Raw genomic sequence first — 20,440 nt, forward strand, 5'->3', positions numbered from 1 at the left:
ATAAATATTTTTTATAAAAACACATTTAATATTTTATATTTACATTTTGTATGTATGATTTTGCTCATAAATTTTTGAGGAGTGAAATATGCGAGAAGTAGAAGCATGGTGCTACATTGATGCTGTTGAGGAGATAAAAAGGCTTGAAAAAGAAAGTTTGGAAGTAAGGGAATATTTGAGAAATTTAAGATTATTAAAGACTATAGATTCTCAATCTCTTAAAACTCTTGAAGAAGTGGCGAGTGAAGAGAATTTTCAAGAAATTTTGAAAATTGCTGGAAAAACAATGAAAGAAGAGAGACAAATCTCATTTTATCCTTCGGCAACAAAGAAAAATTTTAAAGAAAGGCGAGAGATCATTGTTTTAACATCACCTATTATTGAAGAGTTTGATCGTGTGGCGAGCAATGGAACTTCTTCAATGGAAAAGGGAGCAAATCTATGGGACTATCGAGGAGAAGAAGTCATGATAGAGCTTAAGTATTCTGTAGTGAGATTGATCTCGCTAGAGGGAAGAATGCTTTTTACAGTCAGTGGTCGTCCAAATTTTGTAGAGAAAATAGGGCAACTTACCAGTATTGATGAAGGAGATTGTGCATTGTTAAAGAGTGTTAATAATTTGGAAGATGATGATATTGAGATTCAAAAAGTAATGAGAAGAATCTCAAAATGGTTTGTAAAAATACATCAAAAAAATTCAAAAATACTTCTTGCCTATCTTGAAGTATCAAAACTTAATTCACTTCCTATTCAACCAAGCAGTCTTGAAAGAGCATGTGGTTTAGATAGATCTGCGTTCTATAGTTGTTTTTCTAACATGAAATCTGCACACTCTACTATTGGTAAAATTTTTCAAACCAATCCCGATGGTACGATCGAGCTTTGGCAACCTGTCGCAGACTTTATCATCCAAGAATACAAAAAAGTCTTTGGATAAGTGAGATTTGAGAGTGGCAATGATTTATTTTGAGAATCAAAGTGATTTATCTGTGGGGGGGTTGCAAATTGAGGAGATTCTGCAGAGTTTGAGTGATAGGGAGGTGGAGGTGTATATCGTAGATGATGAGGTGATGGCTGGGCTTAATTTGGAGCATCGAGGCAAAGAGGGGATCACAGATGTGCTCTCTTTTCCGTGTGAGGCTGTCGTACCCAATCTCCCTCTAGGAAGTATTGTGATGAGTGCGAGTTTGATCGCAGAGAAGGCAAGGGAATATAAGCATAGTATCGAGGATGAGATCGCGCTTCTTTTTATTCATGGGGTGTTGCATCTACTTGGATTTGATCATGAGAGAGATTGTGGAGAGCATCGAGAGAGGGAAGAAGAGCTGATTAGAGAGTTTGATCTACCTTTGAGTCTCATTGTGCGAAATGCTTGAGAGGGCACATGGATAAGATTAAATATCAAGAGACAAAAGAAGAGATTCTCAAGCAGTGGATAGATGAGTTTGGCTTGCATTCTTATCAGTATGCAATCAAGATTCAAAAGTTTCCCAAAGGCAAGAGATTGTTTTCTAGCTTGTGTGAGGGGGTGATCTGTGTGCTTGAAGGAAGTTTGCGAGCTTTGAGTGTGGCAGAATCAGGCAAGGAGCTCACTTTGTTTGCACTTGGAGTTGGAGAGGTTTGCGTCCTATCTTCAGCTTGTATGATCAAAGGAATGGATTTGGATGTGAGCTTGGAGGCAGTTCAGACAAGTGATGTTGCGATTTTGCCAAGCAAGATCGCAGCCCAAATCACAGACAATACTTTTCACAATCAAATTTCGCTCATCATCAATCAAAGACTGATGCAAGTCTTAAAAACCCTCAATCAAACAGCATTTGTGCCATTATCTGAGCGAGTGAGAGAGTTTCTTAATCTACCTCAACAAGAGATTAGGATTACTCATGAGGAGATTGCCAATCACTTTGGGAGTACAAGAGAAGCCATCAGTAGAATCTTAAAAGAGATGGAGAAAAATGGAGAGATTTCCCTCCATCGAGGGAAGATCATCAGACATATTTGAGATGTTTGGGCAAGATTGAGGCAAGGATCATAAGAGAGATTCCAAAAACTCCAAGTCCCTCAAACCCAAGATCAAACACAGAAGGATAAGAAGGAGAGAGGGAAAATAGCATTATCTTTCCGAAATTGAGTTGTGCAAACAAGCCAAGATTTTCCCAAAATCCATAGCTTAGAGTGAAAAACAAAGCTCCCACCAATCCTCCAAGGATCACAAAAAAAGCTTTGGAAAAATTACCAGTCCCACTAGAGGCGATGCATGTCCCAGGGCATAATCCTGCGATACCAAACCCAATTCCAAAGATCAATCCCCCAAGCACAACACCAAGATTTAAAGATTTGATGCCAAGGTGCGAGGAGTCAAAAAAGCCCAAAAGATGTGTGATGCTTATGAGCAAACTTCCAAACCCAATCCCAAATAAAATAATTTTTGCCAATGTCAAATCTTTGAGATTGAGCATATTTGTGATGTTTTTGCTTTGAGTTGCTCCGATGAGATAGAGCACAAAGCCAAATAATCCACCCAAGATGACTGCGATCATGATTGTCTCCTTAGTTTTGTATAGGCAATCCCTGAGGCAAAGACGCACAGGGCAAAGACAAATCCACTCATACTGCTTTGCATGATTCCACTCATCATATGCCCACTTGTGCAACCCCCAGCCATTCTGGCTCCATACAAAAGGAGGAAGCCTCCTAGGAATCCGATGATGATTTCTTTGGTGCTGATGCTCCATTGGATTTGTTTATTTTTTGAAAAAAGCAAAAATCCAATCAATGCCCCTAGTGGAACACTTAGGAAAAAGATCAGATCATACCCCCATGGTTCTTTGACTTTTTTGGCAAGTTTTGCTTTGTCTTTGTTGAGATAGGGGTTGGAGCTAGAGTAGTTCCCATCTATGTCTTTTGTGATTAGATCGCTATTGATGGCTCCATAAGCCATCGCACTGATTGTACTAAATTGCGTTGAGATTCCAATGGGTTTGACAATCCATATCGCAAGAAAAAACACGCCTCCTAGAAAAAATCCCAAAATCGACCAGTGAATGTTCATTTTTTTCCTTTATTTCTTAGATAAGTGTGAGATTTTAGAGATTTGGATGATCTGTGTCTGTGATGTTGTTACATTTGAGGGAATCAATCCTTGGATGCCCAAGATTGGCCAACACAGATAACACAAGGGAAAGAGGGAGGTAAAGTCAAAAGATTTGAGAAAGATATCGTTTGAGAATCTCCATAGCTGAGAGACTATCTAGCTCGCCATTTTTGATTTTCTCTTTTCTCTCTTTTTTGCCAAGCTCAAGAAGAGATTCTTGGGCGATTTTTGAGCTTAGGGCCTCATTGATGTAGAGAATCTCTCCCTTGAAATTGACCAAAGAGATGAAATGCTTGATGCGTCTCTCCATCTCATGTGTTTTGCCATCCTCATAATCTGGGATCCCCACAATGAGTGTGTGGATCTCTCGCTCAAGAAGGATTTGAGAGAGTGCGCTAGAGGCTTGGTTACGATTTTTGCGAATGATGGGGGGAAGTGGGAGGATGAGACCTTGTATATAGCAAGCAATGCCGATGCGTTTGAGTCCAATATCACAAGATAAAATATTGTTATAAGACATAGATTCGTCCATTTTTGCGCTCAATTTTCCCCTCCAATTCATACTCAAGTAAGCGATCCCCAAAGCGTTGATATGCTTCCTCAAAGCTTGGAATCAAAGCACAAAAATCAAGAATCTCATCTTGTAATGGAGAAAAAAGTGAGCCAAACCATTCTTCAATCCATCGTTGGATGTCATAGATTGCATATGCTTGAGCTTTGGCAAGGAGGGCATTTGTCCCCTCGCTTTCACCGATTCTGTGAGGGATGACATAAAGAGGTTTGTTAAGTTCAAGAGCGATTCTTGCACTCTCCATCGATCCGCTTGCAAGATCTGCTTGGGGGATGATCACAGCATCACTGAGGGCGATCACGATCCGATTTCTCTCTAAGAAATGATAGGGCTTGGGATTAGGAATCTTGGCATATTCACTGAGTGCAAGGGCTTGGGTGTAGATTTTTTCAATCATAGCTTTATTGGTCTGAGGATAGAAATGTTCCAAATCTGTGGGGGCAACCATAATTGTGCGTGGGAAGGCTGCTGAGTGAGCGATGATATCAATTCCAAGAGCCCCACCACTGATCACAACTCCTCCACTTTTGGAGATTTGTGAGGAGAGGGATTGGGTGAAGAGTTTGCTATAGGGATTGGGCTTGCGTGTGCCAACAATGGCAATCTTTTTGGAATCCAAAAGCTCAAGATTTCCCCTGTAAAAAAGTGCTTTTGGAGGTTTTTTGAGCTGCTGAAGGCTGGGTGGAAGAGAATCTAGAGAATAGATCAAGATTTCTCCTCCAAAAAAGTGTAGGGTGTGTTGTATCGGCTCTTTTTCTCCATCAAAACCTCCAATTCACCCCTATATTTCCACTAATCCCAAAATACCCCAATCGACTCGCACTCATAGAAGCAAGCAGGGAATAATCCATCCCCCACGAATCATTAAAAGCATAATTCCCACTATAAGAGAGCTCGATCCAAGCTCCTTGCATATCTGTTTGAGTGAGATTTGAAGGCAGAGGAGAGATGCCAAAAGCCATATCTCTGGATTTGAGATTTTTGATATTGTATTTTGCAAGGATAGAAAAAATATTTTGAGATGAGGAAGAGAGAAGGTTGTATTCTATCCCTAGATCCACTGTGGGAATGGTAGCTTGGATGGCTTGAAAGGTTACTAGATCAAATCTTCCTTCTGGAATCCAATAGTGACTGACTTCAACCCCTCCAACGGGCTTAAGAATATGTTTGATATTTTTTTGATCAAACTCAAATCCGTATTTGTAGATGGCTTGAAAGAGTAGGCCATAGTTTGTTTGCTTGGCTTGAGTGGTTTGGAGTTGATTGAAGGTATTGGAAAATATAGGATGATCAGAGAGATAATAGTCTTTGAAGTGTAGATCTTCTTTGAGCATCCCCCCATAAAGATTTGTAAAAAATTCATGATTTTTGTAGGCGAGGTGCATACCAAGTCCTGCAAAGACTCCATTTCCACTTTCTTTGAGTTTATCTTGGCTAAACTCTGTGTATGCATAGTGCAATGAAGCTCCAATACTCAAAAACAAATCAGCTCTTGCAATGGGAATATAGTCATATCCTCCACTCACCCCTGCATTGAAATACTCTCCCCCGATAGAGAAATAGCTTCCTTGGGGAGTGATCCATAGATGGTGTTTTTGTAAGTCTCTTTGTGATCCATGTCTTTGGAATCTCTCTTGAAAGATTCTTCTTTCTAATCGTGCGATAGAGGAGGGAACATCACTTCTTGCTAAGCTATTGTCACTCCATGCAAGGGCATTGAATGCTAGAGTTTGCCTTTTTTGAGGAAGATTGGAATAGGGGTTTTTGGCATATAGTGCAAAAAGAGATTTGCGATAATAGTCAAATGAGGCAATGTTATTTAAAAGTCTTGAAGTGATGATGATCCCCTCTCTTGCGATGTTTTGCACACTTTGGGTATGCATAGAGGCAAATCGATCCAAATCTCCTCCATTTCCTTCACTTGCTTGTGATGTGATGAAATCAATAAAGTATTCAAAATATTTCTCTCCACCATGGATGTTGCTTGCAACGATGGCTTCCATGATGGGGCGATTTTCTCCAATGACTTTCAAAACATCTTGGAGTTTAGAATCCAAAGAAGCATAATCAAGAGAAAAATCCTTGAGTGCCAAAATGTCTAAAATGTATTGTTCAAACCAGTCGTAGTCTTTGGATGGGGGATTTGTATTGGGTGCTTTATCAAAGACTAAGGCGATTCTTTTGTCTTCATTCAAAGTTTGTGGAGTGAGGAAATCAGGGAGCTTGAAGTGCTCATCTTGTGAGTGAAAAATGCTGATGTCTTTATTTGTCTTATCTCTTTGATCATTGATTGTGTGCTCTGTGAGAATGAGTGGATAGATACCATAGGAGAGAGATTTGAGATCCGTGCTTGCAAAATCGATCTTGAGTTTGGTTTGAGATGCTAGGGTCAAAGTTCCCCTATTGATATGGAGCTTGGAGTGAAGCGAATCAAAGGTAATGCTTGTTGGGATATTTGCATTTTTGATACCTTGGATGGGTTGGATCAAAAGATCTCCATGCACGATGGAGTTTTTTCCATGGAGTGATAGGTTTTCGATAGTAAAACTTGCAAAAGCTTGAGTTTGTGGCTCTATTTGGGTGTTTGGCTGTGAATTGGGAGGAATGGTGTCTAGGATGACTTGATCCTCTCCATAGAGTGAGACATATTTGGCTTGAAATGTGGAAGTAGGATCGAGTTTGATCGAATAGGTCACGGATTTAAGAATGGAAGGATCTTGAAGTCCTTGTAATCCAAAAGAATCAAAAAGGAATTGAATCTTTTGGGCTTTTGAGCGATCAAATCCTTCAAAAGAACCAAAACGAAGAGGATTGATCACAGTGTTGCTTACTACAATAGAGGTGCTTCCTCTTCCCTCAAGATTGCCCTCAAAGTAGAAAGAATCATCCTTTTGGGATACTCCCTTGGTAAGAGTTTGTTGAAAACGATAATCTATATAGCTACCCTTGTTGGATGTCAAAACATTTTCTCCATCCCAACGGTCGATATAAATTTCTGCACTTCCACCAAAAAAGACTTGTGTATCTTTGGCATTTAGATTGGTGAGCAATAAAGCATTGCGTCCAAGGATAAGGGTCGAATCATTTGTATCTTTGCTCACTTGGATTTTGTCCAAAACAAAGGTGCGATTTTCCCAGTCTTCTTGGGTAAGGCGTGTAGGAGTGGAATAAATATCATCTCCGGTGATTCTTCTGACATTTTGAGCTGTTCCTTCTGGGAGATAGGCATGGATCACGGGATGACCCTGCAAGACAAGCTTGCCATTGATGTGCTCGATACTTCCGCTGGGATTGAGGATATTCCCATCAAAGGCCAAAAGATTTTCTCCATAACCATAGCAAGAGGGTTCTCCTGGTTTGCCCCATGGACAAGTGGGTTGATTTTCTAGAGTTTTTGAAATTAAAATATTGTTTCCAATATTTCCATGATAAAGAAACTCTCCAGATCCAGAAATGGGTTGATCAATCAAATCTAGCATTTTTTTTTCGATAATAAGCTTTGCTTGTTTGCTTCCTGTATTGATGATATTGGCTCCATTATCTGAAGCATTGATTATGCTAAAGGTCAGATCATTGCCCTTGATGTCCAAAGTCCCACCACGAAAGAGAAAGAAAAATCTATTAGGATCGAAGGCACCACTCTTTCCTTCTGTAAGCTCAAGAGTTGCTCTTCCGCTAACCATAACAATATTCTCAAAGGTAGGTTTGGAAGCATCGTTGGGATTCAAAATCACTTTTCCTTCTCCCAAATTAAGCCACCCACCGTTGAAGACTTCCACGCTTAGTGTACCTTTGCCAATTTTATGCAATGAATCTGGAGCTTCTTTGTATCCAGGTCTGTTGCCTGAGTGTTTTTGCCCAGCTACCCCCTTGACTTGCCAATGCACTACCGTCCCACTATCGATGTGTAGTCCTCCTCCTTTCCAATAAAAGGGTGTATTCCCATCTCCTATGGGGGAAGTGATGGTGTAGGTTTGATTGGCATCAAAGTAGATCCCTCCATGTCCTTGATCTGTGTTTGCACTCAAGGTAATGGTCCCACCACCTCTTAAAATGATGTCTTTGTTTTGGGCAGCATTGTTGAGAGAGGAGCTAGAGTGAGTGGAGATATTTTGATCTGTCCAAGTGGCAGAAGAACCATTGAGATGGATAGTGGGGTTGGTATTTCTAGCGATGAGATCATCTAAGTATGAGGGTGTATAGGCAGAGTAAAGTGTCCTCTTCTCTTTTCCTGAATTAAATCCTGCGCTATCTGATCCAGTCATTACCCATTGTTTTTCTTGAGTGTCCCACATAAAGATAGGGGATCCACTATCTCCGGCTGTTGTTGCAAGACCAAAGAAAGAATCTGGACCATATATAAGTCTAGGACTACCATCTTGAATCCCATGATATTTCATAAGTCCCCCAGTTTTGATCCCAGCTTTTTGGATAAAAACACGATCTCCATTTTCACGCTGATAATAAGCATCTCCCTGTCCAGCTCTTGCAGCATATGTGTATCTACTCGTATCAAGAGGTTTTTGGCGAGAGATTTCAAGAAAAGTGGGAGCATAGGTATCGGTAATAAATTTATCACTACGCACAAAAAGAACATCTCCCTGTCCATATTCATTTCCTACATGATCTCTAGTCTGATATGTGGTGCTATGCATTCTGATCCCAGATCCTTTGAAGGCAGTATAAATATGCATAGCGCTAACCATATAAGAACCTCCAACAAAGGTAGCAGTCAGTCCCCAGTTTGCAACACCCACAAAATCAGGCATCGATATATCAAAATGCTTAGTCTCTCCCTTTTTTGATGTGATGAAAAAATTTGAGCCTGCCTGAAATCGACCCTTATTTTGTCCAAAATCTAGATAATCTTGATAGCTAAAATTATGATCAGCGATGTTGGCAAGCAATGATGAGGCAAATAAGCTTATGGGGTACAAAAAGCGTTTCAGTGTCTCTCCTTGTTTTAAGTCTTTGATTTGATCAAGTCATCTTTATCATAATAATTTTCTAAAAATTATAAAGTCTTTTATTTTTGAAAAATTTTATTTGGTATGAGAATCTGATCGCCATCCCCTCAAACTTACTTTTGTAGCCAAGGCATAAGCCCTCTCAATCTCTCTCCCACTTGCTCTATCTCATCATGTTTCAAATTGTCTCGTTTTGTTTTGAGTGTGGGGAATCCCTTGTCTCTTTCTTGGAGGAATTGCTTGGCAAATTCTCCACTTTGGATATTTTGAAGGATTTTTTGCATCGCTTTTTTGCTCTCTTGGGTGATGATTTGTTCTCCTGCGATGATGTCTCCGTATTCTGCGGTGTTTGAGATGTGCTTTCGCATCGATTGGATTCCATTGGCATAGATGAGATCTACCACGAGCTTCATCTCATGCAAGCACTCAAAGTAAGCGATCTCTGGAGGATAGCCTGCTTCTGTAAGGGTCTCAAATCCTGCACGGATGAGGGCATCCACACCTCCACAAATCACACTTTGCTCTGAAAATAGATCACATTCACACTCATCTTTGAAGCTACTCTCAAAAATCGCACTTTTCCCACTTCCCAAAGCACAGGCGTATTCAAGGGCGATTGACTTGGCATCTCCTGAAGCATCTTGGGCGACACCGATGAGAGAAATCACGCCTCTACCCTTTTGATACTCACTTCTGACTGCATGTCCAGCAGCCTTTGGGGCGACAAGGATCACATCCACAAAAGATGGAGGCACGATCTCACCAAAATGCACGCTAAAGCCATGAGAGAAGCAAAGAATCTGATCTTTTTGCAAATATGGAGAGAGTTGCAAAAATGCTTCCTTATGCCATTCATCTGGCAGAAGAAAAACAAGCATTTGACACTCTTTTGCTAAAGACACTAGATCACAGACTTCAAACCCCATCTCTTGAGCAGGGATTATAGAATCTGAATCGGGCTTAAGTCCGATTTTGACTTGATATCCACTGTCTTTGAGGTTTTGAGCTTGGGCTTTGCCTTGAGCTCCAAATCCGATGATTCCGATTGTTTTGTTTCTAAGGTATTGGGTTGTGCAGTCTTTGTCTCTTAGGATTTCAAGAGCCATTGTGTTCCTTGTTGAATGTTTTGGCGGATTATAGCAAAGTGTATAATGCACTCCTTAGTTTGAAGAGATGGAGAATAAGGTGGAAGTCAGGGAGTTTTTGGAGCTTTTGTGTGTAGGGATTAGAGAGATTCCCAAAAAGCATCATCCTCTTTTTTATGCCCTTCAAAAGCTTGATGTCATCACCAAAAAAGAAAAATTTTTCAAGCTCAAAGAAGGATTTGCGATCGGCTTCCTTGATGTGGTGAGAAAGGATTTGATTTTTCTGAAGAGTTTTTCTCCATCACACTCCAAGGATTTTAGGGTGATGGGGGGTTTGAGAGGGCTTGTGAGTGGGGATATCGCTCTTGTGAAGATCGCTTCAAAAAGCACAAGAGCAAGATTAGTTAGTCTTTTGTATTCTCCGATTCAAAAAACCCTTGTGTATTTGGAGAAAATCAAAGGCAAGATCTGTGCGATCGATCTCAAAAGCACACAGGATAAGCCCATCATCCACTCCCTCAAAGCTAAACAAAAAGCCCTGAGCTCCCTCCCACCACATACTGTGCTTGAGATTGAGTGTCGCAGTGGAGAGATTTTGGAGGTTTTGGGGGTGCTTGAAGATGAGAGCGTGGATGAGAAAATCGTGCTTAGTCGTTATGGAAGGGATGAAGAGTTTTCACAAGAGTGCTTGAATCTAGCAGAGAGCTTTGGGCATGAGGTCTATGCAGAGCTCTATCCTAAGCGCAAGAATCTCACTCATCTCCCTTTTTGCACCATTGATCCAAAAGATGCCAAGGATCATGATGATGCGATTTGTTTTGATGCTACTTCTTGCACGCTTTATGTGGCGATTGCCGATGTGAGCGAGTATGTGAGCAAAGATAGCTCTATAGATAGAGAAGCAAAGAAGAGGGGCTTTAGTCTCTATCTGCCTCACAAAAGTATTCCGATGCTTCCTAGGAATCTGAGTGAGAATATCTGCTCCCTCAAAGAAGGCAAAGATCGCTTAGCATTGGTGTGGGAGATGAAGCTAGATGAAAATAGCAAAGTGGTGGATTCTTGTGTGTATGAGGCATTGATCTGCAGTCATTGGAGCTTGAACTATGAAGAAGTGGAGGAGTGGCTAAAGGGTGAAAATCTCCATACTCTGCCCCAAGAGCTAGGGCAAAGTATCCTTGGATTTTTCCCCCTAGCTCAGAGAAGTCGATCCAATCGCCTCAAAAAGGGTTATGACTTTTTGGGTGAAGAAGTCAGGCTGGTGCTAAATAATGCGATGAGTTTGGAGCGTGTGGAGTCTAAAAGTGAGGGGGAGAGCAATAGGCTGATTGAAGAGGCGATGCTATTAGCCAATGTCGAGAGTGCAAAGATGCTTGATTCTATGCCCACTTGTGGGATCTATAGAGTCCATGAAGAGATCAAAGAAGAGCAGTTTTTCAATCTTTTAGAGAGTGTGAGAGTGCTAGGCTTTGCTGAGAAGATCAAATACTCTGATATTCATCAAGGCATTCAGATCATTCAAAAATGGGCAAAAGAGCAGGGAATGCAAAAAGAGATCGATAGGCTCATCATCAAGGCTCAAAATCAAGCCCAATACTCAAGTGAGAATTTGGGGCATTTTGGTTTGGGGTTTGAGTTTTATACGCATTTTACCTCTCCCATCCGACGCTATAGTGATTTGTGCGTGCATCGAGTGATCAAAGAGTATTTGAATCAAGGCAAGAGATTGGAATATCTAAGCCAAGATTTTGCCCCATTGTCTAAGAGTTTGAGTGATTTGGAGCGAGAGGTGGGCAGGGCAGAACTAGAGTATAAAGATCGCAAATTTGCACACTGGGCAAGGGCACATATGGGTGAAGAGCTAAAGGTGAGCGTCATAGATGAGTGTTATCCGCCCTTGTGTGTAGCACTGGAGAAAATCAATGGAGCCAAAATCGTGCTTCAAGAGAGGGGGAGAGTGGAGCGCTTTTGGGAGATGGAGGCAAAGATTGTAGAAGTAGATTTGGCAAATGCTAGAATCTATGCCCAAAAAGTATGATGCAAGATAAATGGAGATAGGGCTTGAATCGTCAGCAATTAGATAAATATCTCACCACTCAAACTCCACAAGCGACATTGCTATATGGAGAATGTGCGTTTTGGATTGATTTGTATTCTAAAAAAATTGCATCCAAAAGTGTGGAGCCTGAGAATATTGCGCGATTTTATTTTGGTGATTATGAGTATTCTCAAGTGCTTGATTTGCTGGGGCAGTCTTCACTCTTTGGAGATAGCACTCTTGTGATACTCAAACTTGATAAAAAGTTGTCCAAAAAAGAACTTCAAGCTTTTTTGAATGCTTTGGAAAAAAACGCCCAAAATTCACTCATCATCGAATTTTATAAAAGTGATTCTAGAAGCTCTAGTGAGTATGCACGAGATTTCAAAGAAATGGCTGGGATGTTTAAAGGCGAGAGGGTTGTTGAGGTGCGATTTTTTGAACCCAATCAAAGTGAGTGTCAGATGCTTCTGGCACAAAGGGCCAAAGAGCTTGGAATCCAAATTGATATGCGGAGTTTGTCTTTTCTTCTTGGGATGCAAAATGGAGATATAGCTATCGCACTCAAAGAGCTTGAAAAGTTTGTGTATTTTGATCGTCAGATTGAAGAAAAGGATGTTGGGGAGCTGTGCAGTGCATTGGGGAGTGTGGAGATCGAGGATCTATTGGGTGCTCTTTTGATGCGCAAAAATGTGATGGGAATCTATGCAAGACTTGAAGAAGAGGGGCTGGATGAGATGGGAATGATGAGCGCTATTGCTTCTCACTTCTATAAGTTGTTTATGATTTTTGCTTTTATTAGATCGCATGGAAGAGTTGATGCAAAGGAGGTGCTGGGATATGTGCCTCCAAGTTTTGTTCTTGATGGACTTGTGCGAGAAGCAATGAGTTTGCGTGAGGGGCAATATAAGGCTGTGTTTGAAGTCATGATTGAGTGGAGGTTGCAGATTTTTTCAGGCAGGGGCAAAATCGGAGGTGCGATCGTGGCTTTGCAAAAACTTCAATCGATTTTAGGATAGAATCCGAGGCTTTTTATTTTATAAAAAGACCTTGCTTGGCTCTTGTGGAGTTAGGCTAAAACCAAAAGGAGTTTTTATGAAACATTATGAAACGATGTTCATCGTCAAGCCCACGCTTGTCGAAGAAGAAATCAAGTCTAAGATCGATTTCTTTAAAGAAGCGATTGTCAAGAATGGTGGTGAGATTGAAACATGCCTAGATATGGGGATGAGACAACTCGCTTATGAGATCAAGAAAAATCAAAGAGGATATTACTTCGTGATTTACTTCAAGGCTGAGCCTTCTTTGATCTTGGAGCTTGAAAGACTTTATCGAATCAATGAAGATATTTTGAGATTCATTGTTGTGAAGTATGAAAACAAAAAAGAGCAGAAGGCATGGGAAACGCTTGTTGATAAAGCAAACAATCCACAAAAATATGCCAAAAAGACGCTCAGAAAAGATGATGCTCAAAGACCTCCAAGAAAAAAAGCAGAGGATGTATCAAAGAGCGAAGAGCAAAGTGTTGAAAAAACAGAAGAGACATGCTGTGGAGTATGTACTTATGATGCATCTCAAGAAGAGGTTTGCAAAGAGCAGTAAATTTGAGGTTGGGATATGTTTAACAAAGTGATTATGGTTGGAAATTTGACGCGTGATGTAGAGCTGAGGTATCTCCCTAGTGGGAGTGCTGTAGCAACGATTGGATTAGCTTCAAATCGCCGCTATAAGAGACAGGATGGGACACAAGCAGAGGAAGTGTGCTTCGTGGATGCCAAGCTTTTCGGGCGCACAGCAGAGGTAGCCAATCAATACTTGAGAAAGGGAAGCAAGGTGCTTATCGAGGGTAAATTGACTTATGAGAGCTGGACTGATCAGACCGGTATTAAGCGCTCGCGTCATGTCATTACTGCAGAATCAATGCAGATGATGGATACCCGTCAAGATACTCAATCTAGCTCGCAAGGATATGATGCATCTCCTCAGTATGAGACTCCTTATGCACAACAGCCTCAAGTAGCACAGCAATCAAACTATAACCACCATAGCAATATCCCAGAGATCAATATCGATGATGATGAAATCCCATTTTAGGAGTTAAATGTATGGAAAAAAAGAAATATTCAAAGCGCTATTGTCGCTACACGGAAGCCAAGATTGAGTTTATTGACTATAAGGATGTTGATTTGTTGAAACATTCTTTGTCTGAGAGATATAAAATCATGCCAAGACGCCTCACAGGCAATACTAAAAAATGGCAAGAAAGAGTTGAGAAGGCAATCAAAAGAGCACGCCATATGGCTTTGATCCCCTATATTGTCGATCGCAAAAAAGTGGTCGAAAACCCCTTCAAACTCTCTTGATTTTAGATCTAGTTGTCAGGGGGGTGGCTAGATGAGAAAGTCTATGAATCCCTTAGTTAGTGTGATTATCCCTATCTATAATGTTGCTCCATATTTAAAAGAATGTCTAGATTCGGTTTTTTCTCAAACTTATAAGCATCTTGAAATCATTATGATCAATGATGGCAGTACAGATGAAAGTGAGCAAATTGCAAAAGAATATCTAGGCGATGTGCGTGCAAGTTTGATAACTCAAGAAAATCGCGGACTTAGTGCGACTAGAAATGTAGGTATGCATCAAGCTTGTGGAGAGTTGATTATTTTTATTGATAGTGATGATTATCTTGATCTAGGATATATTCAAGAGATGGTTGAGATTTTTACTCAGCACAGTGTGGATTTTGTCTGCAATGAACATATTGTTCGATTTGAGCAACTACCCAAACAGCCTCTTCAAAAAACCCAAGGGTTTCAGATTCTAATCCCTCAAGCTGACAATATTGGTTTTGGTGGGGCGGTGTGGAGATTTATGTTTGCAAAATCATTTTTGGATGCCTGCGGTGTAGAGTTTTTGGAGGGAAAGATCTATGAAGATGAGGGGTTTTTATATATGGTTGCACCCCTTGCAGAGCGTTTTGTGAAGTATTTTGGCAAACCCTACTACTATCGTCAGCGCACAAGTAGCATTATGCAAAAGCATAAAAATTTTAGAAGTTATGATTTGCTTGATGTGTTTGAGGCAATTTATTTGTTTTATGAAGAGAGAGGACTGCTTGATCGTTTTAATCCTCCTGATTATTTTTTGTGGAATTCAGGTATGGGCTATAGCAATGAAGCAGAATATCTCTATCGTGCCAAGAAACTAGCTTGCAGGTTAAATCTGGCATCTTCTCCTCATTTTTGCAAGTTTTCTGAGCGTATGCAAGAATTTTTATGTAAGGATACTGTATCGTATCAAAAATGGATTAAAAGAAGGATATGGATCATACGATGCATAAATTTAGGTAGGAGAATTTTGGGTGCAGCAAAAAGAAGACTTAAGATTTAAGAGTGATTTTGGAGAGATTGATTCTGTTCTTTATCTCCCAAAGATTCCTAATGGTGTGATCGTCCAAATTGCCCATGGAATGATTGAAGAAAAAGATAAATATGATGAATTTGCCCAATTTTTAGCCTCATCTGGTTTTGTAGTCGCAATTAGCGATCATCGAGGACATGGAAAAAGTATCGGAGGAAAGAGTGGAGAGTATGAAGTCAGACTAGGTGAGATGGGTGAGGATGGATTTGAGAGGGCTGCTGGAGATTTGTTGGTCTTAACACAGATTCTTAAAAATCGTTTTTGTGGGTTTAAATTTATTCTGCTTGGCCATTCTATGGGATCTTTGCTTGCTCGACGCTATCTGCAGCTTTATGAGGATGAGTTGGATGGATTGATTTTGATGGGGACACCATCACCAAATGTTTTTGCTGGATTTGGGGCAAGGATTTGTCGGATGTTTGAGGTTTTGGGTTGGAATCAAACAGGAGTTTATTTGATGAATAAACTTAGTCTTATAAGTTTTAATCAAAAATTTCAAAAACAAGATAAACAAGCTCCATCTTATGCGTGGCTTACAAGGGATCTAGATCGGATACAGCCTTATATGTTGAGAGAAGATTATCATTTTTCTTTTACATTGAATTCATTTAGAGAGCTTTTTAATGGTCTTAAACAAGTGTTTTCTTCCTATCCCAAGGTTTGCAATCCAGCTCTTCCTATTTTATTTTTGAGTGGAGATGATGATCCATGTGGAGAATTTGGGTATGGAGTGCAAAAAGCATATAAGCATTTGATTTCTCAAGGGTATCACAATGTCCAAATGCGTCTTTATAGTGGCGCACGACATGAGCTATTATTGGAGTTAAATAATCAGCAAGTGATGCAAGAGATCAGAGAATGGATGATATGGAGTTGTCCTCAATGATTGGCTCATCCTCTTCTAGGCTTTTTTTGAGTGTAATACTCCCTACTTTTAATCGTGCGGAATTATTGCAGCGATGTATTGATTCGATTTTAAATCAGAATGAAAGAGAGTTTGAGCTGATTGTTGTTGATGATGGAAGTGTGGATCATACTTCAGAAATTTTGCAAAGATATCAAGATGCTCGATTGAAGGTTTTGTATCAGGACAATCAGGGAGTTTCTTCGGCAAGAAATTTTGGATTAAGACATGCTTTGGGAGAATACATTACTTTTATCGATAGTGATGATTATATTTTTCAGGGATTTTTTAGAGATGCCAAAGTACTTTTGTATCAAGAGGGGCTAGATATGTTGGTTTATGGGGGTTTAAGCTATCCTCTAAACAAAAGGCAAATTTATAGAGTCCCAGTGTTTTGGAGTCATAAGAGAAAAATTCAATCCTTTGAAACAATCAGTGGACTCGAGTATTTTCGAGATTTTTGTGCTTTTAGTGGAAATTCATGGGCTTGTGCAAAATTTTTTCATCGAGATGTTGTATTGAAGAATTTATTGCATAAGGAAATCCATTATGGAGAAGATATTCTTTTGAATTTGGGATGTGCTTATATTTCTAACCGTGTTGGACTTAGTCATAAGAGATTTTATTTTTATGACAGCTCAAGAGAAAGTCTCTCAAGAGGAAAAACAATTTCATCAGATTTCAAACTCCAAAATCTCCTTCTTGTGCACAAAGAGCTCAAAAAGATCATTTCTCAGCAAGAATTGTGGCCCTATATTGCCTTTAATAGCATGAAGCATATTGTAGGGAATAGTCTTGATTTTATTTCTGTTTTGAAACGCAAGAAAAATTTGGAGCAAGAAATTGAGGAAATATTGAGTGAAATTTCAGATGATCTTTGTGATAAGACACTCAAGATCTTGCGAAATAAGAAGTTAAACTTCAAATTGCGCTGTATGACTGCAAGTGCATTGCCATTTGTTTGTATTATTTTTAATAATTTGTATCGATATTTATATCAGTGGGTTTATGCCTCTCCTTTGCGTAGATTAAAGCCAAGAACAAGAATTAGAAATATTTTGAAAAAAATAAAAAAGAATTCTTAAACAAAAGAGGATAAATGAGGGGAGTGGGGGGGGGATTACATCATCCCACCCATTCCTCCCATACCACCCATTCCGCTCATATCGGGCATCGCAGGTTTGTCTTCTTTGATGTCATTGATTGTAGCTTCTGTTGTAAGGAGCAAGCTTGAGACGCTCACCGCATTTTGGAGTGCTACTCTAGCGACTTTAAGTGGATCAATGATTCCAGCCTTGAACATATCCACATATTCTCCATTGCTTGCATTAAATCCATAAGTATCTTCTTTTGCACTCTCAACATTATTGACAACTACGCCAGCATCATATCCTGCATTTTCAGCGATTTGCTTCATCGGAGCTTTGATCGCTCTAAGAATGATTTCATATCCGATTTGCTCATCGCCTTTGAGTGAAAGAGAGACTTTTTGGGCTGCACGGATAAGGGCTGCACCACCACCGATAACAATTCCTTCTTCAACAGCTGCTTTTGTCGCACTAAGCGCATCATCAACGCGATCTTTTTTCTCTTTCATTTCTACTTCACTCGCTGCACCTACTTTGATGACCGCTACTCCACCGCTAAGTTTTGCTAGGCGCTCTTGGAGTTTTTCTCTATCATAATCGCTTGTTGTGCTCTCAATTTGTGTGCGGATCTGTGCTACACGAGCTTTGACTTCTTCAGCACTTCCTTTTCCATCTACGATTGTTGTGTTGTCTTTATCAATCACGATGCGTCCAGCCTGTCCTAGATCTTCAATGCTTGCAGATTCCAATGTCTTGCCAAGCTCTTCGCTGATGACTTGTCCACCAGTGAGGATCGCGATGTCTTTGAGCATTTCTTTTCTTCTATCGCCAAATCCAGGAGCTTTGACTGCTGCGACATTAAGCACACCGCGGAGTTTATTGACGACCAAAGTAGTCAATGCTTCACCTTCGATATCTTCAGCGATGATCAGCAATGGTTTTCCACTTTTCATTGTTGATTCCAAAAGTGGCAAGATATCCTTCATGGAAGTAATTTTCTTATCTGTTAGAAGAATATAAGGATTGTCAAGTTGAGCATTCATTTTGTCGCTATTTGTCACAAAATAAGGAGAGAGATATCCTCGATCAAATTGCATTCCTTCTACTACGCTTAGTTCATCATTGATTCCCTTAGCTTCTTCGACTGTGATGACACCATCTTTGCCTACTTTTTCCATAGCTTCTGCGATGAGATTCCCGATTTTTTCATCAGAGTTTGCTGAGATTGTCGCCACTTGCGCGATTTCTTCTTTTCCGCCTACTTTTTTGCTTCCTTTTTTAAGCTCTTCGATGATGGCTTCACTTGCTTTATCCATTCCGCGCTTGACTTCGATTGGATTGGCTCCAGCTGTGACATTTCTTAGTCCTTCTTTGAAGATGCTATAAGCCAAAACTGTTGCTGTTGTTGTTCCATCACCTGCTGCATCTGCTGTTTTGCTTGCTACTTCTTTGACAAGTTGAGCACCCATATTTGCAATCGGATCAGCTAGTTCGACTTCTTTTGCCACACTTACACCATCTTTCGTGATTGCTGGTGCTCCATAGCTTTTTTGAATCAAAACATTGCGGCCTCTTGGTCCCATTGTCACTTTCACTGCATCACTTAGTTGCTTCACACCTTCATAAAGTTTATTTCTTGCATTGTCTGAAAAGTTGATTTCTTTTGCCATTGTTTGCTCCTTATAAAATAGTTCCTAATACATCTTCAAGTTCTAAAACGATGAATTCTTTTCCATCAAGCTTGATTTCATTGCCTTTATATTTCCCAAAAACAACGATTTGATTGAGTGCCACACATTTGCACCCCTCTTCGATTTCTTTGCTGATGGCTACAATTTTTCCTTGCAAAGGCTTTTCTTTTGCATTGTCAGGGATGATGATTCCTGAACTTGTTTTCGTGTCCTCTTCAAGTCTTTCAACCAAGATCCTTTTTCCCAGTGGCTTGAAATTCATTTCAATTCTCCTTGATAGTTTGATAGCACTTAAAAGATTTAAGTGCCATAATTCTAAACTATTTTTGATTTACTTTCAATTACTCTAAGTATAGATGGCTAATAATACTTTAGCCAAAGTAGCTAAAGTTTATTTAGTTTGAAGTCAATAGATTGGAAGAATCTATAATTTTTTCGCTTTTGAAATAAAATCTTAGAAAGAAATTTAAATTTTTATGTTTTGATTCTAGGGACACTTAAAAATGGATGGGGAGTAAGGGGGGGATCTAAATTTGTTCATGATCTATTTGATGCAAGAAGTGTAGCCAATCAAACTCCTAGAAGAATATAGTCTCATATAGTCCATCCTTTTTGACGCCTTTTTCTTTGTAGAAAGTGTTCTAGTAAATCAAAGCTTTGTGATTGTGGTGCTGTCTGGAATCAATATCAAGATTTCAACAGCTTTCTTTTGATCAATCTCAAGAGACGATAGACAAAGCGAGATTCTTTGAATTTTTTGAACATCCTTTGCTCAAGAGTATTGAGATAGTCTTGTAAAAATGGGGTTTGGCAAAGGTATTGGAACCATATTTCTGACTTTGGTTCAGAAGGTGTGTTCCATGGTTTATTTGCTCCTGCAAAATGAAGTTGAATAGGATTTTTGCATGCTTCATCGATTTCATTTTGAGTGTAGATTTTTGGTGTGAGTTTTTCCCAAGATTCTCCTAGATGAAGCCATGATTTATTGGAGGCGCCATATTGCAATCCTAGAGATTTGATATGATTGGCGCATACAATCGCTAATACATTTTGTTCAGCCAAAACAAGCTTATGGAAATTATTTTGTAAATACTCAATAGCTTTCTCTTGTGTCTTGTGAGCTCTCCATTGCTTTAAGTTGATAATGAGATAGCAGGCATCTACCCCATATTGTAAGGCCTTAAGTTCTTGAGCATTAAATCTTTTGTATCCGCTTCTGTATCCCTTAGAAGGAATGGGAAAAAAAGCATCAGGATCATTGCTTACAACTCCTGCAAGCAAGTGATTCTCATCACAATCAAATTCTAAAAATTCTTTTTTGACATCTCCCAAAAACACAACATCAACATCAGAAATGATGATTTTGTCATATTGTGGAAAAAGGCTAGGAGCAATGAGTTTGTAAAACATCTCATAAGCAAAATGATGCTTATCTGGTAGCTTCTCCCAAATATCTTTGAGATATTCTCCTGCGTGGATAAAACTTAGGGAAGCAAAATGAGAAAAAGGCTTGATGGTGAGCTGAAGTTTTTCTTGATCGCTGTGAGAAATGTCATTGTGCACGACAAAGAGTTTGAAATACACT

At 39.7% G+C, this 20,440-nt stretch carries 19 protein-coding genes and 1 pseudogene; 11 read left to right on the forward strand and 9 right to left on the reverse strand.

Annotated elements, in window-relative coordinates:
* Positions 1-88: 88 nt before the first annotated feature.
* The 3 genes from T391_RS07705 to T391_RS0102390 are packed head-to-tail and all read left to right on the forward strand — an operon-like array spanning position 89 to position 2,002.
* The gene (locus T391_RS07705) at positions 89-937 is read left to right on the forward strand and encodes a hypothetical protein (RefSeq protein ID WP_034583542.1); all 849 of its coding nucleotides are present in this window, start codon (positions 89-91) and stop codon (positions 935-937) included.
* A 19-nt stretch (positions 938-956) separates the two neighbouring features.
* Complete coding sequence (gene ybeY, locus T391_RS0102385) at positions 957-1,376, forward strand: rRNA maturation RNase YbeY (protein ID WP_027326997.1); 420 nt, start codon at positions 957-959, stop codon at positions 1,374-1,376.
* A gap of 8 nt (positions 1,377-1,384) precedes the next feature.
* Positions 1,385-2,002: a Crp/Fnr family transcriptional regulator gene (locus T391_RS0102390; protein WP_051420545.1), complete on the forward strand. Its 618-nt coding sequence runs from the start codon at positions 1,385-1,387 to the stop codon at positions 2,000-2,002.
* On the opposite strand, the gene T391_RS0102395 is transcribed toward T391_RS0102390, so the two are convergent.
* The 6 genes from T391_RS0102395 to ilvC form a co-directional block, all read right to left on the reverse strand.
* Positions 1,989-2,540: a YeeE/YedE thiosulfate transporter family protein gene (locus tag T391_RS0102395; protein ID WP_034583545.1), complete on the reverse strand. Its 552-nt coding sequence runs from the start codon at positions 2,538-2,540 to the stop codon at positions 1,989-1,991. The genes T391_RS0102390 and T391_RS0102395 overlap by 14 nt on opposite strands.
* Positions 2,537-3,052: a YeeE/YedE thiosulfate transporter family protein gene (locus tag T391_RS0102400; RefSeq protein WP_027327000.1), complete on the reverse strand. Its 516-nt coding sequence runs from the start codon at positions 3,050-3,052 to the stop codon at positions 2,537-2,539. Before T391_RS0102400 ends, T391_RS0102395 begins: the two co-directional genes overlap by 4 nt.
* A 145-nt stretch (positions 3,053-3,197) precedes the next feature.
* Positions 3,198-3,614, reverse strand: a complete 417-nt coding sequence (ruvX, locus tag T391_RS0102410) for a Holliday junction resolvase RuvX (protein ID WP_034583548.1) — start codon at positions 3,612-3,614, stop codon at positions 3,198-3,200.
* Positions 3,604-4,377, reverse strand: a complete 774-nt coding sequence (dprA, locus tag T391_RS0102415) for a DNA-processing protein DprA (RefSeq protein WP_027327002.1) — start codon at positions 4,375-4,377, stop codon at positions 3,604-3,606. The genes ruvX and dprA overlap by 11 nt, the downstream gene beginning before the upstream one ends.
* 49 nt (positions 4,378-4,426) lie before the next feature.
* Positions 4,427-8,602, reverse strand: coding sequence for a S6 family peptidase (locus T391_RS0102420; protein ID WP_027327003.1), 4,176 nt, complete (start codon positions 8,600-8,602; stop codon positions 4,427-4,429).
* 143 nt (positions 8,603-8,745) lie between these two features.
* A complete protein-coding gene (gene ilvC, locus T391_RS0102425; RefSeq protein WP_027327004.1) occupies positions 8,746-9,738 on the reverse strand; it encodes a ketol-acid reductoisomerase in 993 nt (330 codons plus the stop codon).
* Positions 9,739-9,805: 67 nt separating this feature from the next.
* Here ilvC and T391_RS0102430 point away from each other — a divergent pair, with 67 nt between their 5' ends.
* The 8 genes from T391_RS0102430 to T391_RS08370 all read left to right on the forward strand — a co-directional run bounded on the left by T391_RS0102430 (position 9,806) and on the right by T391_RS08370 (position 17,161).
* The gene (locus T391_RS0102430) at positions 9,806-11,752 is read left to right on the forward strand and encodes an RNB domain-containing ribonuclease (RefSeq protein ID WP_034583551.1); all 1,947 of its coding nucleotides are present in this window, start codon (positions 9,806-9,808) and stop codon (positions 11,750-11,752) included.
* A 23-nt stretch (positions 11,753-11,775) separates the two neighbouring features.
* Positions 11,776-12,771: a DNA polymerase III subunit delta gene (holA, locus tag T391_RS0102435; RefSeq protein WP_027327006.1), complete on the forward strand. Its 996-nt coding sequence runs from the start codon at positions 11,776-11,778 to the stop codon at positions 12,769-12,771.
* Positions 12,772-12,847: 76 nt separating this feature from the next.
* Positions 12,848-13,354 carry a 30S ribosomal protein S6 gene (rpsF, locus tag T391_RS07710; protein ID WP_051420546.1) on the forward strand — a complete coding sequence of 169 codons (507 nt, stop codon included), beginning with the start codon at positions 12,848-12,850 and terminating at the stop codon, positions 13,352-13,354.
* 15 nt (positions 13,355-13,369) lie between these two features.
* Positions 13,370-13,846, forward strand: coding sequence for a single-stranded DNA-binding protein (locus tag T391_RS0102445; RefSeq protein WP_027327007.1), 477 nt, complete (start codon positions 13,370-13,372; stop codon positions 13,844-13,846).
* A gap of 11 nt (positions 13,847-13,857) precedes the next feature.
* Positions 13,858-14,115: a 30S ribosomal protein S18 gene (gene rpsR, locus T391_RS0102450; protein WP_027327008.1), complete on the forward strand. Its 258-nt coding sequence runs from the start codon at positions 13,858-13,860 to the stop codon at positions 14,113-14,115.
* A 43-nt stretch (positions 14,116-14,158) separates the two neighbouring features.
* Complete coding sequence (locus T391_RS0102455; protein WP_027327009.1) at positions 14,159-15,142, forward strand: glycosyltransferase family 2 protein; 984 nt, start codon at positions 14,159-14,161, stop codon at positions 15,140-15,142.
* The gene (locus T391_RS0102460; protein WP_027327010.1) at positions 15,114-16,058 is read left to right on the forward strand and encodes an alpha/beta fold hydrolase; all 945 of its coding nucleotides are present in this window, start codon (positions 15,114-15,116) and stop codon (positions 16,056-16,058) included. The genes T391_RS0102455 and T391_RS0102460 overlap by 29 nt, the downstream gene beginning before the upstream one ends.
* Entirely contained in the window at positions 16,055-17,161 is a 1,107-nt protein-coding gene (locus T391_RS08370; RefSeq protein WP_027327011.1) for a glycosyltransferase family 2 protein, read from the forward strand. Before T391_RS0102460 ends, T391_RS08370 begins: the two co-directional genes overlap by 4 nt.
* A 35-nt stretch (positions 17,162-17,196) precedes the next feature.
* On the opposite strand, the gene groL is transcribed toward T391_RS08370, so the two are convergent.
* The 3 genes and pseudogenes from groL to T391_RS0102480 all read right to left on the reverse strand — a co-directional run bounded on the left by groL (position 17,197) and on the right by T391_RS0102480 (position 20,439).
* Entirely contained in the window at positions 17,197-18,834 is a 1,638-nt protein-coding gene (gene groL, locus T391_RS0102470) for a chaperonin GroEL (RefSeq protein ID WP_027327012.1), read from the reverse strand.
* Between the two features lie 16 nt (positions 18,835-18,850).
* Positions 18,851-19,117, reverse strand: a pseudogene (groES, locus tag T391_RS0102475) (co-chaperone GroES); the annotation flags it as partial.
* A 425-nt stretch (positions 19,118-19,542) separates the two neighbouring features.
* Positions 19,543-20,439, reverse strand: coding sequence for a glycosyltransferase family 8 protein (locus T391_RS0102480; RefSeq protein ID WP_158654380.1), 897 nt, complete (start codon positions 20,437-20,439; stop codon positions 19,543-19,545).
* Between the last annotated feature and the right edge of the window lies 1 nt (position 20,440).

This window comes from Helicobacter pametensis ATCC 51478 (assembly GCF_000518225.1).
Lineage (GTDB): Bacteria > Campylobacterota > Campylobacteria > Campylobacterales > Helicobacteraceae > Helicobacter_G > Helicobacter_G pametensis.